Annotated in this window: 1 protein-coding gene; it reads right to left on the reverse strand. The window is 34.7% G+C overall.

Features of this window, described 5'->3' with window-relative positions; translation table 11 throughout:
- Positions 1–8: 8 nt before the first annotated feature.
- Positions 9–15,929: a non-ribosomal peptide synthetase gene (locus tag KKI44_RS11280; RefSeq protein ID WP_214587375.1), complete on the reverse strand. Its 15,921-nt coding sequence runs from the start codon at positions 15,927–15,929 to the stop codon at positions 9–11.
- Between the last annotated feature and the right edge of the window lie 150 nt (positions 15,930–16,079).

Consider the following 16,079-nt stretch of genomic DNA (forward strand, 5'->3'; position numbering starts at 1 on the left):
GGTAAAATTTATTCGAAAAGGTTATCAATAAGGTTATCTACATGATCCGACAGGTTTTGATCTTCGACTGTGGTTTCTTCAGTATATGAACTCATGTTTTGTATAAACTGGGCTAACTCTGATACGTTTGGATAAGAAAAGAATTTGGCTATGTCTATCTCTAAACCAAAATTTTTGCGTAAAAGCTGAGAGAACTTTACAATGGATAATGAATTTAATCCCATATCGAAGAAATTGGTCTGGATACTGATATCTTCTTTCTGATAATTTAAAATTTTTGATAGCAGCTCAACCAATAGCAGTTCAGTTTCTGTACTTGGGGCTACATATTCATTTTTAATCATATCCGTACTGCTTACCTCAGGTAAACTCTTTCGGTCAACCTTCCCGTTGCTCGTTAAAGGAATATGATCCAATTCTACATAAAAACCCGGAAGCATATACTGGGGAAGCTTTCCTGCAAGATATTGTGATAAATCATGCTTATCTATCGGGGAGCCGGAAACATAATATACCACCAGAATCTTATCTCCTCCATGTTCCTTAACTTCAGTAACTACGCTCTTTATATCTGCATTGTAAGTTAAAACATAACTGTCGATCTCTCCCAGCTCTATCCGATGCCCACGTATCTTTACCTGATGGTCAATTCTGCCTAAATACTCAATATTACCATCTGGCAACCAGCGTCCCAAATCTCCCGTACGGTACATCTTTGTTCCTGGAACAAATGGATTGTCTAAAAACTTATCTTCTGTCAATTCTTCAAGATTAAGATAGCCTCGGGCCAGTCCTGAACCCGAAATGTAAAGCTCACCAACAACACCTATAGGTACAATGTGATGATATTTATCTAGTATGTAACAGCCCAATGTCGCAATAGGTTTGCCTATATTAGATAAAGAGCGTGTCATATCTGCAGCGCTAAGTTCTTTATAGGTAACATGGACGGTAGTTTCTGTGATTCCGTACATATTAATCATACGGATTTCCGGATATTTACGATGAAAATCCTGTAGCATAAGAGGATTAAGGGCCTCTCCTCCAAAGATTATGTATCGCAAAGCCAACTGCCCTTGATTAAATAATTTATCATATTCCGACAGGTTATAAAAAGCAGCTGGGGTCTGGTTTAATATAGTTATATTGTTCTTGATAAGATAGCTTAAAAAGGAGCCAGGATCCTGAGCTGTCTTTCTGGTGATTACATGAAGACTTCCTCCGTAGAGTAAAGCGCCATAACACTCCCATACCGAAAAATCAAAATTATAGGAATGGAATAATGTCCAGGAATCATTACTATTAAAATCATAAAGCGAATGATCATTAAACAATAAACGAACCACATTTTTATGTTCAATCATTACCCCTTTAGGATTTCCTGTCGTTCCCGAAGTATAGATGATATAAGCCAAATGATCCGGCCTGATAAATATATCTACATTCTCTGTCGAATAGTAATTTCTTACCAATTCAAAATCCAAAAGAAAAGATTCGTCTATTGTTACCTTAGAATTGGTATCAGCCAAAATATAATCCTTTCTATCCTGCGGGTAATCTACATCAATTGGAACGTAAGCTCCTCCCGACTTCAATATCCCTAAAATACCCTCAATCATCTTATCACTTCGAGGAAGTTCAATACAGATCAAATCATCTCCATTTATGGAATATTTCTCACGTAAATAATGAGCCAGCTGATTCGATCTTGCATTCAGTTCAAAATAAGTCAATGAAATATCTTCATAGACAACCGCTATATGATCAGGCGTTATTAATACCTGTTTTTCAAATAAACTTATAATGGTTTCATCACTAGGGTAGTTAACTTCCGTAGAATTAAATGACTCCAAAATTGCCTTTTCTTCAGAACTTATGTAATCCAGAGATTTTAACGGAATTTCAGAAGAAAAAACAAACTGATGAAGTACTTCTTTAAAGTGAGATACCAAAAACTTCATTGAGGATGTCGAAAGCAATGAAGCATCATAACGGAACTCAATATGCAGACCGCCATGGTCAGGAACTGCTACAATCGTAAGGGGGTAATTTGTCTGTTCAAAAGAACCTACTGACTCAGACGATAAGCCCGCATATGAACTTGTTTCTACATTACCTTTATCATTCTTTACATAGTTCTCAAAAACAATAATATGATTTATCAGTTCTTTTCCTAAAGAGGATAAAGACTGGATCTCTGCCAAACTATTAAAGTGATAACGGCTACTCTGAATAGAATCCTGATGAATCTGATTTAATAAACTTCGTGGAGTATCCTCTTCCCCAATTCGTGCACATACGGGGATCGTATTGATAAAAAGGCCCACCATATTCTCAATACCTGGAATCTCTGCAGGTCTTCCGGATACTACGCTGCCAAAGACTACTTCTTCTGAGGAATTATATGAACTTAAAAGATAAGACCATGCTCCTTGAACGTAAGTGTTCAATGTAATCCCTAAATCTTGGCAGAAATTTTCAATAGCACCAAAATCATGATCTCTTATGCTAAGGGTTTCGGTAAGGTAATGGGAAGAGGATGCTTCATCTGTATTAACAAAAGGAATCAATGTAGGGGAATCAATGCCCTGAAGATAGTTTTTCCAATATGCTAAAGCTTCTTCTTTATCCACACTTTCAAGCCACTTAATATAGGATGAGTATTTCTCTGTATCAGGTAACGGAATCGAAATACCATTTTGAAGGCTCCCTAATATTGTGGAAAAATCATTAATTAAAATACTCAGGCACCAACCGTCCATAATGATATGGTGATGACTCCAAATAAACTCATAATATCCATCCGGTAATTCAACCACAAGTAAACGCATCTGCGTAGGCTCACTCAGAATAAAACCTCGGTCTATATCGCCTTGTTTAATATTATCTAATTCAAGTTCGGATGCCAGGATCAAATGCTTAAAGTCAACTCGAGCCTCTTTATGAACAATCTGTAAAGGAACTTCTCCATAACGGTTCTCAAAGGAAGTACGAAGAATGGTATAACGGTTAACCAATGCTCCAAATGCCTTTTCTATCAGAGATAAATCTAGGTCAGAAGCCTTAACACGATAGGAGGTCTGCATAAAATATGACAAACCTTTAGGATTTACTAACCAATGGTAATACAATCCTTGCTGCATCGGAGAAAGTTCGTAAATATCTTCTATTTCAGCATCTTTACTGATTTCTTCAATGATACTGAATGATAAGCCTTTGTATTTGTAAGTAAGGTCTGATGGGGTTAAAGCCACTGATGAATCTTCGCTTTCTCTGATCATAGATTCTAAATGAGACTGATATGCTGATAAAAGAGACTCTATCGTATTTGCTGTAAATACTTTATTCGAGAAACGAATATTGATATTCATTACTCCATTAACCGTCATCCCGGAAACATCCAGTAAGATATCTGTAAATAAATTATCCAAGGAAACGGAAGGACCTATATTTTCAGAACTATAACTGAATAATGATTGAGATTCTCCTGTATCATAATTTCCTGCATCATCAAAGTCGCCAAGGTAGTTAAACTGTAACCAAGCCAAACTCTTTGGAGTAAATGGCTCATTCAGATAATTCAGAATACCATAACCGATTCCTTTATTCGGAATCTCTCGCATACCCTCCTTTACACTTACCATGACGGGTTGGCTATCATCACTGATATCAAGATTAAAAGGATACACACTGGTAAACCAACCCACCGTACGGCTGATATCTAAACCTGTACCCATAGTCTCACGACCATGGCCTTCCATCAAAACTTTCGTCTTGCATACTCCAAACTGATCCTTTAGAGACAATGCTAAGCCGGTTAATAAAACATCATTGATCTCTGCATTATACTTCCTACCCGCAAGTGTTTGTAGTAATTTTGTAGTATCGGTATTCAGGTCAAAACCTAAGCTGTTTTCTAAGATCTGTTTGCCTTTCACCGGATAATCCGTAGTAATGGAAGCATATGTTTCGGATTCTATTCCTTCCCAATACAAACGCTCTTTAGATAATGCTGAGCTTTTGCTATAATCCTCCAATGCGTTACCCCAACGCTGGAAAGAATCTGTCTTGGAGGGAAGCTCATAAGATAGCCCCTGAACTTCCGATTTGTATAACTTTCCTAAATCTTCCAACAAGATACGCCATGATACACCATCAACTACCAAGTGATGAACCACTAATATAAGACGCTCGCCATCACTCATTGATACATGGCCTACATGAAATAGAACTCCTGAAGTTATATCTATGGAGCTTTGAAGCTCCTCGCCTATCTCTTGTAATCGGGATAATTCTTCTGAGTTACTTCCGCTATCTTTTAGATCAAAAGATTGCAAATGATAGTGATTATTTTCTATTCCTGAATTATATTGAACCCAAAATCCAGCTTTCTCGCTATAAACCATTCTCAAGGCATCATGATGCTCGACAAGACGTTTTATAGAAGTTTCTAATGCAGCTACCGAAAGCTTTTCTGTACTCTTTAGGATAACAGACTGGTTATAATGATTCTTGTTAACAATATCCTCACTCTCAAAGAAATATCTTTGGATAGGAGTAAGTATACTTTCTCCTATAACAACAGACTGATCAATCTCAACAATATCTGTCGTGATATAACCTGCCAGCTCTTCTAAAATCGGATACTGAAGAATATGTTCTACCTTAAGGCTATACCCTTGCTGACGAAGCCTGGAAACGATCTGAATTGATTTTATGGAATCTCCTCCAAGGTTATAATAATTGTCTCGAATACTGATAGGTCTATACTTTAAGACCTGCTCACAAATAGAAACCAGCACTTGTTCTTCTTCATTTCTCGCCGCTACATATTCATTTTTAATCATATCCGTACTGCTTACCTCAGGTAAACTCTTTCGGTCAACCTTCCCGTTGCTCGTTAAAGGAATATGATCCAATTCTACATAAAAACCCGGAAGCATATACTGGGGAAGCTTTCCTGCAAGATATTGTGATAAATCATGCTTATCTATCGGGGAGCCGGAAACATAATATACCACCAGAATCTTATCTCCTCCATGTTCCTTAACTTCAGTAACTACGCTCTTTATATCTGCATTGTAAGTTAAAACATAACTGTCGATCTCTCCCAGCTCTATCCGATGCCCACGTATCTTTACCTGATGGTCAATTCTGCCTAAATACTCAATATTACCATCTGGCAACCAGCGTCCCAAATCTCCCGTACGGTACATCTTTGTTCCTGGAACAAATGGATTGTCTAAAAACTTATCTTCTGTCAATTCTTCAAGATTAAGATAGCCTCGGGCCAGTCCTGAACCCGAAATGTAAAGCTCACCAACAACACCTATAGGTACTAAATGACCGTGTGAATCAAGAATGTAAATTTGAGTATTGGCAATAGGCTTGCCAATCGGTATGGCAGATGATTTCAGCTCACTCCCTTTTTCTATTTTATATACAGTAGCACAAATACTTGTCTCGGTTGGTCCATAAGCATTGTAGAAAGTACCATACTTTAGGTATTCTTTTGTTTTAACGATAACGGCCGATTCCCCTGCTGTAATTAATCCCTTTAATTTCTGAAGCTTATTGACATTTAATAAACTGAAAAAGGCAGGAGGCAAGGTCACTAAATCGATCGAGTGTTTTTCTACATATTCCTCAAAAGCATACGCATCTTTTCTCACTGAATCACTAAGAATATGAAGAGACTTGCCACAAAGCAGTGTCATAAATATCTCTGAAATAGATGCATCAAATGAAAAAGAAGCAAACTGAGCTACATTTTCACACGAGGGTACTTCAAAGAAGTCTTTCTGGAAAAGCATCGTATTCAAAATACCTCGATGGGTATTCAAAACTCCTTTGGGCTCTCCGGTGGAACCGGAGGTATAAATGATATAGGCAATATCATCTTTTCCTAAAACTTCGGACTTGAAATCTGAAGCATCTTCATCTGTAAACTCTAAATCTATTGAAAATGAATTACCAGAATAGAAATCCAGATCAAAGAAATAGTAAGATTCAGTGATTAGTAAAGATAAACCAGATGTCATCACCTCTTTTCTCGATTTAGGAAGGTTAGCATCAATAGGTACATAAATTGCTCCTAATTTTAGTATCCCCAGTATAGAAATAATCTGATTCTCACCTCGATTAAGCATCACTCCTACCTGATCGCCTTTCTTAATCCCATAAGTATCTTTTAGCTGATGGGCAAGGCAAGATGCCTTGGCATTCAATTCTGCATAGCTCAATCTAATATCCTCAAAAACAACAGCAGTACTGTCTGGGGTAAGACTTATCTGATCTTCAAATAAACTTACAATAGTTTTATCTTCGGGATATAAAACCAAGGTGGAATTAAAGTGTTTTAATAATTCTTCACGAGCTTCAAAAGTTAAATAATCAATTTCTGAAAGTGGGGTATTAATATGAGTTTTAAATTGGTTAAGTGTATTTTTAAAATGAGAAACTAAAACCTTGATATAAGAAGAATATACAGATGCGTTGTATTCAAAATCTATATGTAAATAATCTTCGTAAGGTTCTACTACTAATGTAAAGTTATAATTGGACTGGTCAAAAACTTTTATATTTTCAAAATTTTCATTAGGTTCATTCTTCACATAGTTTTCGAATATAATAATGTTGCTCAACAAATCTTTACCTAAAGGAGATAAAGATTGTACTTCAGCCAAGCTGTTAAAATGATACTCTGTGTTTTGTATAGAATCCTGATGTACTTTCTTCAATAAGCTATACGGTGTGTCATCATTTTTAACCGAAATCCTTACAGGAATGGTATTGATGAACAACCCTACCATATGCTCTATGTTATCAATCTCAGCTGGTCTTCCCGACACAACAGCTCCGAATATAATTTCTTCTGAAGAATTGTATTTACTTAAAAGATAAGACCAAATAGCTTGTATATAAGTATTGAGAGTGACTCCCAAATTTTGGCACAGCTGGCTAATTTCTTTAAATTCATCTCCCGTTACATTAAATTTCTCGGTAACGAAATGAGGCAACTCATCTTTGGTTCTTTTCTCAAAAGGGATGAGGGTTGGAGCGCTAATTCCTTCTAAATAGTTTTTCCAGTGAAGCATTGAAGAGTCTTTATCAATTCCTCCAAGCCATTTAAGATAAGCAGAATATTTCTGAGGCTCCGGTAAATTGATTTCCAGACCTTGCTTAACCGAATCTAGTATTGCAGAGAAATCATTGATTAGAATACTTAAGCACCAGCCATCCATTACAATATGGTGATAGCTCCATATAAACTCATATGTATCGTTTGGTAATTTAACTATTATTAGACGCATTTGAGTAGGTTTACTCAGGTCAAAACCACGGGTAATATCATTTTGCTTAATACTCTCCAGATCGATTTCTAAAGAATCTTCAGATGCTATGGTAAGGTATTCAAAATCAACTTGTGCTTTCTTATGAACAATCTGCAAAGGAACTTCTCCAAAACGATTGTCAAATGAAGTTCGTAAAACCGTATAACGATTGACAAGAATTCCAAAGGCTCTTTCTACTTCTAATACTTCAAAACCCTCGAATTTAGATCTGTAGGAGGTCTGCATAAAATATGCAGATCCTTTCGGAGCCGCCATCCAATGATAATACAATCCCTGTTGCATCGGAGAAAGTTCATAAATATCTTCAATATCAAAACTCTTATTAATCTCCTGAATAGTATTGAATGGCAACTCTTTATAAGTAAGATCCGATGGGGTTAAAATTACTTCTGATTCTTTCTCCTTATGAATCATTTTTTCTAAATGACTCTGATAATTGTCCATCAATTTCTGAACTGTTGCTGCATGAAAGACACTACTAGAATAACGGATCGTGAGATTCATTTTACCACTAATCGTAATTCCCGAAACATCTAATAAAATGTCCGTTCCAAGGTTTTCTTCAGATACCGAAATGCCGATAGACTCTGAGCTATAATAAAACTGATGTCCTATAGCATCATCAAAATCTCCTAGGTAGTTGAATTGAATAGATGGGTTATTTGTTGATGAAAATGAATCTCCCAGATAATTTAAGATTCCGTAACCGATTCCTTTGTTTGGAATTCCCCGTAAGCCATCCTTTACACTAACTAAAGCCGGTTGGTTATTATTGCTGATATCAAGGCTAAAAGGATATAAAGTGGTAAACCATCCTACTGTTCTGCTGATATCAAGACCTGTACTCATAGCCTCTCTGCCATGACCTTCCATTAAGATTTTAGTCTTATTAATTCCAAACTCCTCTTGTAGTGACAATGCCAGACCCGTTAATAATACATCATTAATTTCTGCACTGTACTCTTTACCTACATGGGTTTGTAATAATTTCGTAGACTCTTCATTCAACGAAAAGTTTATGCTGGTATCTAAAATATGTTTGCCGTTCAAAGTATAATCAGTGGCTATAGCAGGATAAACATCTGATTCTATACTATCCCAATACAAATACTCTTTGGAAAGAATAGGACTCTTACTGTAAGCTTCCAAAGTGGTGCCCCAACTCTGAAAAGAATCTGTCTTGGATGGAAGTTCATAAGATACTCCTTTAATTCCAGAGTCATATAAGTTTCCTAAATCTTCCAGCAAAATCCTCCAGGAAACTCCATCTACAACCAAGTGATGGATAACTAATATTATTCTATCCATATCGCTCATCGAAACATGGCCTATATGGAATAGAATACCCGATTCTATATCTATATTACTCTGGAGATGCTCGCCTATTTTTTCTAAAGAAGCAAGTTCTGCTTCGAGAGAACCCTCTTCTCTTACATCAAAATATTCAAAATGGTAATGATTCCCTTCTGTTCCTGAGTTATACTGACTCCATTTTCCATTCTCCTCACGATACAACATCCTTAAAGCGTCATGATGATTAACTAAAGACTGGATTGAAGATTCCAATACAGAATATGAAAGTCTTTCGCTGCTCTTTAAAATAACAGCTTGGTTATAATGGTTTTTATTAACTATATTTTCATTCCCGAAGAAATATCTTTGGATAGGGGTAAGAACACTATCTCCCGTAACTGCTGATTGGTTAATCTCGGAAACATCTATTGTAATGTAACGAGCTAGCTCTTCTAATACAGGATAGCGTAAAATATGTTCTACCTTAAGGTTATAACCGAGCTGACGTAATCTTGATACAATCTGAATTGATTTTATTGAATCTCCTCCCAGATTATAATAATTATCACGGATACTAATAGGATTATACTTCAATACTTGTTCAAAAACAGATACTAAAGCGTGTTCTTCTGAGCTTCTTGGAGCAATATACTCTGTCTTTATTAAATCTATTGAACTTACCTCAGGAAGCATTTTTCTATCGATTTTACCATTACTGGTTAAGGGCATGCTTTCCAAGGCTACATAAAAACTTGGAAGCATATATTGAGGTAATTTGCTTTCTAAATATTCAGATAATTTCTGCTTGTCTATAATAGTATCACTTACATAATAAACAACCAAACTCTTTTCCCCCTCATGTTCTTTAACATCAGCTATAGTAAATTTAATTGAAGTATTATAAGAAAATACCTGGTTCTCAATTTCTCCAAGTTCTATTCTATGTCCCCGAATCTTTACCTGATGGTCGATTCTCCCCAGATACTCAATATTCCCGTCTGGTAACCAGCGTCCCAAATCTCCCGTTCGGTACATCTTCCTTCCATCAACAAAAGGATTAGCAACAAATTTTTCAGAACTCAGATCTGGAAGATTCAAATATCCACGAGCCAGACCTGCACCCGATATATACAATTCTCCGGCAACTCCAATCGGTAACAAATGCCTGTTTTCATCGAGAATATAGCAATTAAGTGTTGGGATAGGCTTTCCAATATTTGACAGAACAGAATTAGTATCTTTTACACTAAGTTCTTTATAAGTAACATGCACAGTAGTTTCAGTAATTCCATACATATTAATTAATTTTATATCTGGATATTTACTTTGCCAGTCTTTAAGCAAATAAGGATTCAACGCTTCACCTCCAAAAATTATATAACGTAATGCCAACTCTTGATGATTAAACGCCCGATCATACCCTGCTAAGTTATAAAATGCGGCAGGTGTCTGATTCAATATTGTAATCTTATTGGTTATTAGATAATTTAAAAACATTCCTACGTCCTGAGCAACTCTTTTTGGAATAACATGCAAGCAACCTCCGAAAAGGAGTGCACCATAACATTCCCATACTGAAAAGTCGAAATTATAGGAATGAAATAATGTCCATGAATCATTGCTATTAAAATCATAAAGAGCATTATCGTTGAAAAATAATCTTACTACGTTTTTGTGTTCAATCATTACACCTTTTGGATTACCTGTAGTACCAGAGGTATAAATTACATAAGCTAGATCCGAAGACTTAACAGCAACATCCTGTTTATCAACCGAATAATCATCCTTTAAAAGATTAAACTCTAACCAAAATTTTTCATCAATAATTACTTTCGACTTTGTATCTTCTACTATATAGTCAATCCGATTCTGAGGATAATCATTATCAATAGGCACGTACGCTCCTCCTGATTTCAAAACCCCAAGAATTGAAATTATCATCTTCTCGCTACGTGGTAACTGAATACAAATTAGATCATCGCATTTTATATCATACTTCTCACTAAGATAATGAGCCAATTGATTAGATTGTTTATTTAATTCCTGGTAACTCAGGTTTATATCTCCAAAAACAACAGCTATATTATCAGGAGTATTTGCAACTTGGGATTCAAATAAGCTTACAATAGTTTCTTCTGAAGGATAAGAAATCTCTGTTTCATTGAAATCATCCAATAATTCTTTTACTTCCGAAGTACTTAAATAGCTGAAGTTATTTATCTGCTGATCAGGACAAGCTACAAATTGTCCTAATAAATGTTTAAAGTGGCTAACTAAAGATTTTACTAAAGATTCATAGAATACAGATGCATTGTATTTAAAATATACGGACAAATTATTCCTTCCAGGAACTACGACAATATTAAAATCATAATTTGTTTGTTCAAAAGTATCTACATTTTCATCAATCAAACCCAAGTTAGACGTATTACTGACATCTTGCTTCACATAGTTTTCGAATATAATAATGTTGCTCAACAAATCTTTACCTAAAGGAGATAAAGATTGTACTTCAGCCAAGCTGTTAAAATGATACTCTGTGTTTTGTATAGAATCCTGATGTACTTTCTTCAATAAGCTATACGGTGTGTCATCATTTTTAACCGAAATCCTTACAGGAATGGTATTGATGAACAACCCTACCATATGCTCTATGTTATCAATCTCAGCTGGTCTTCCCGACACAACAGCTCCGAATATAATTTCTTCTGAAGAATTGTATTTACTTAAAAGATAAGACCAAATAGCTTGTATATAAGTATTGAGAGTGACTCCCAAATTTTGGCACAGCTGGCTAATTTCTTTAAATTCATCTCCCGTTACATTAAATTTCTCGGTAACGAAATGAGGCAACTCATCTTTGGTTCTTTTCTCAAAAGGGATGAGGGTTGGAGCGCTAATTCCTTCTAAATAGTTTTTCCAGTGAAGCATTGAAGAGTCTTTATCAATTCCTCCAAGCCATTTAAGATAAGCAGAATATTTCTGAGGCTCCGGTAAATTGATTTCCAGACCTTGCTTAACCGAATCTAGTATTGCAGAGAAATCATTGATTAGAATACTTAAGCACCAGCCATCCATTACAATATGGTGATAGCTCCATATAAACTCATATGTATCGTTTGGTAATTTAACTATTATTAGACGCATTTGAGTAGGTTTACTCAGGTCAAAACCACGGGTAATATCATTTTGCTTAATACTCTCCAGATCGATTTCTAAAGAATCTTCAGATGCTATGGTAAGGTATTCAAAATCAACTTGTGCTTTCTTATGAACAATCTGCAAAGGAACTTCTCCAAAACGATTGTCAAATGAAGTTCGTAAAACCGTATAACGATTGACAAGAATTCCAAAGGCTCTTTCTACTTCTAATACTTCAAAACCCTCGAATTTAGATCTGTAGGAGGTCTGCATAAAATATGCAGATCCTTTCGGAGCCGCCATCCAATGATAATACAATCCCTGTTGCATCGGAGAAAGTTCATAAATATCTTCAATATCAAAACTCTTATTAATCTCCTGAATAGTATTGAATGGCAACTCTTTATAAGTAAGATCCGATGGGGTTAAAATTACTTCTGATTCTTTCTCCTTATGAATCATTTTTTCTAAATGACTCTGATAATTGTCCATCAATTTCTGAACTGTTGCTGCATGAAAGACACTACTAGAATAACGGATCGTGAGATTCATTTTACCACTAATCGTAATTCCCGAAACATCTAATAAAATGTCCGTTCCAAGGTTTTCTTCAGATACCGAAATGCCGATAGACTCTGAGCTATAATAAAACTGATGTCCTATAGCATCATCAAAATCTCCTAGGTAGTTGAATTGAATAGATGGGTTATTTGTTGATGAAAATGAATCTCCCAGATAATTTAAGATTCCGTAACCGATTCCTTTGTTTGGAATTCCCCGTAAGCCATCCTTTACACTAACTAAAGCCGGTTGGTTATTATTGCTGATATCAAGGCTAAAAGGATATAAAGTGGTAAACCATCCTACTGTTCTGCTGATATCAAGACCTGTACTCATAGCCTCTCTGCCATGACCTTCCATTAAGATTTTAGTCTTATTAATTCCAAACTCCTCTTGTAGTGACAATGCCAGACCCGTTAATAATACATCATTAATTTCTGCACTGTACTCTTTACCTACATGGGTTTGTAATAATTTCGTAGACTCTTCATTCAACGAAAAGTTTATGCTGGTATCTAAAATATGTTTGCCGTTCAAAGTATAATCAGTGGCTATAGCAGGATAAACATCTGATTCTATACTATCCCAATACAAATACTCTTTGGAAAGAATAGGACTCTTACTGTAAGCTTCCAAAGTGGTGCCCCAACTCTGAAAAGAATCTGTCTTGGATGGAAGTTCATAAGATACTCCTTTAATTCCAGAGTCATATAAGTTTCCTAAATCTTCCAGCAAAATCCTCCAGGAAACTCCATCTACAACCAAGTGATGGATAACTAATATTATTCTATCCATATCGCTCATCGAAACATGGCCTATATGGAATAGAATACCCGATTCTATATCTATATTACTCTGGAGATGCTCGCCTATTTTTTCTAAAGAAGCAAGTTCTGCTTCGAGAGAACCCTCTTCTCTTACATCAAAATATTCAAAATGGTAATGATTCCCTTCTGTTCCTGAGTTATACTGACTCCATTTTCCATTCTCCTCACGATACAACATCCTTAAAGCGTCATGATGATTAACTAAAGACTGGATTGAAGATTCCAATACAGAATATGAAAGTCTTTCGCTGCTCTTTAAAATAACAGCTTGGTTATAATGGTTTTTATTAACTATATTTTCATTCCCGAAGAAATATCTTTGGATAGGGGTAAGAACACTATCTCCCGTAACTGCTGATTGGTTAATCTCGGAAACATCTATTGTAATGTAACGAGCTAGCTCTTCTAATACAGGATAGCGTAAAATATGTTCTACCTTAAGGTTATAACCGAGCTGACGTAATCTTGATACAATCTGAATTGATTTTATTGAATCTCCTCCCAGATTATAATAATTATCACGGATACTAATAGGATTATACTTCAATACTTGTTCAAAAACAGATACTAAAGCGTGTTCTTCTGAGCTTCTTGGAGCAATATACTCTGTCTTTATTAAATCTATTGAACTTACCTCAGGAAGCATTTTTCTATCGATTTTACCATTACTGGTTAAGGGCATGCTTTCCAAGGCTACATAAAAACTTGGAAGCATATATTGAGGTAATTTGCTTTCTAAATATTCAGATAATTTCTGCTTGTCTATAATAGTATCACTTACATAATAAACAACCAAACTCTTTTCCCCCTCATGTTCTTTAACATCAGCTATAGTAAATTTAATTGAAGTATTATAAGAAAATACCTGGTTCTCAATTTCTCCAAGTTCTATTCTATGTCCCCGAATCTTTACCTGATGGTCGATTCTCCCCAGATACTCAATATTCCCGTCTGGTAACCAGCGTCCCAAATCTCCCGTTCGGTACATCTTCCTTCCATCAACAAAAGGATTAGCAACAAATTTTTCAGAACTCAGATCTGGAAGATTCAAATATCCACGAGCCAGACCTGCACCCGATATATACAATTCTCCGGCAACTCCAATCGGTAACAAATGCCTGTTTTCATCGAGAATATAAATTTCAGTATTTGGAATGGATCGTCCAATATTTACATTAGTATTTTCTACAACAGAAACAGATGACCAAACCGCACATTCGGTAGGACCATACTCATTATACAATGTAGCCTTACTGTGTTTCTGATGATCTAATACTAAGTTTTTTACTAATTCTTCTCCTGCTACAATAATATGTTTTAAATTATTTTTCCCAGCACCATTTTCATTAAGATATGGAATTAAATTAGAATAATAGTTTGGAACGCATAAAACCCCATCAATATTATATTTTATAATCTGATTGGATATATATTCTAAATCCTTTATTTTATTATTATCTTCAAGCAACAGCCTTCCACCGCTACATAAAACGCCAAAAATAACAGCTACTGAAGAATCAAAGGAAAAAGAAGGAACCAGTAACATGCTTTCAATGGAATAGAAATTAATTCTATTTATTGTCGAATGAAATAAATTCCTATGCTCAATCATTACACCTTTTGGATTACCTGTAGTACCAGAGGTATAAATTACATAAGCCAAATGATCCAATTGTATGGTTATTTCAGGATTTTTAATTGAGTAATTCTTTCTTTGATTTTCAAACTCTGATAAAAAAGATTCATCTATTAAGACTTTACACCCTGTATCCTTCAAAAGATAATCTATTCTTTCATTGGGATACTCCGGATCTATTGGAACATAAGCACCTCCAGACTTTAAAATTCCCAATATTGCGATGATCACTTTCTCACTTCGAGGAAGTTTTATACAAATTAAATCATCACCATGAATGTTATAATTATCTATGAGATAATGACCTAATTGATTGGACAATTCATTTAATTCCTCATAGCTGAGTTCTCTGTCTTTGTATACAACAGCTGTATAATTGCGTCTAGAAATAACCTGAGACTCTAATAAATCTAGAACATTTTTATCAGATGGATATGTAACTTCTGTAGCATTAAAATTTAAAAGAATCTGTTCTCTTGCTTTAGAATCAGTAAGAGAATAAGAATTTATTTCTCGATTTAGAAATGATTCATAATCAGAAAGAATATCTTCAAAATTATTAAGCAAGCTTTCTAGAAGATATTCTTGATTAGTTTCCTGATGATAAATGCTTAGAATTATTTTATCATCAGTTTCTTCGTATAACAAAGAAACATTATCTTTTATATCATTTACATCATGAACTTCTGAACCGAATTTGATTGAATAATTTGAAAATGAATCCAGCTCTAATTCTGTAGAATTATAATCTTTGTAAGAAAATGTTTCCTTAATTTCATTAGCCGTAGACTGCAATAATTCTTTAAATGTTACAATATCATTGTCTTTAATTTCCAGCAGCACAAGCTTTTCTAAATTAAGAAGATTGGAAGGATATATTTTTACAATATTTTGAAAGCTTGAAAAATATTTTTTTATCAAAAAAGAAAAGATGGACGAAATTATTGTGAACTTTGAAAGATGATTGTTCTTTGATATCTTAATGAAATCTTTCAAATCATTTTTAGATATTTCTATTTTAAGATTATTTATCTCTTTCTTTGAAAAAACAGCTCTGTCTTTATATCTAATTTTTTTACTCCAAAAATTATTGGATAAAAACTGATTATCTCCCATTATTACACTTATTTTATGCTGGTTTAAAAAATATTTTGAATTATAAGGATGAATTAAATTCAAATTTATATGAATACTTATCTAATAATTTATCATTATCTATTTTTAGAAAAGGAAGTATTCTTTAAGAATTTAAAATGTATTTAAAGT

It is taken from the genome of Chryseobacterium sp. ZHDP1 (genome assembly GCF_018603435.1).
GTDB classification, from domain to species: domain Bacteria; phylum Bacteroidota; class Bacteroidia; order Flavobacteriales; family Weeksellaceae; genus Chryseobacterium; species Chryseobacterium indicum.

Coding starts and splice junctions, on each gene's coding strand:
- KKI44_RS11280 (WP_214587375.1), bottom strand. CDS start 15,929: ATGGGAGATAATCAGTTTTTATCCAATAATTTTTGGAGTAAAAAAATT.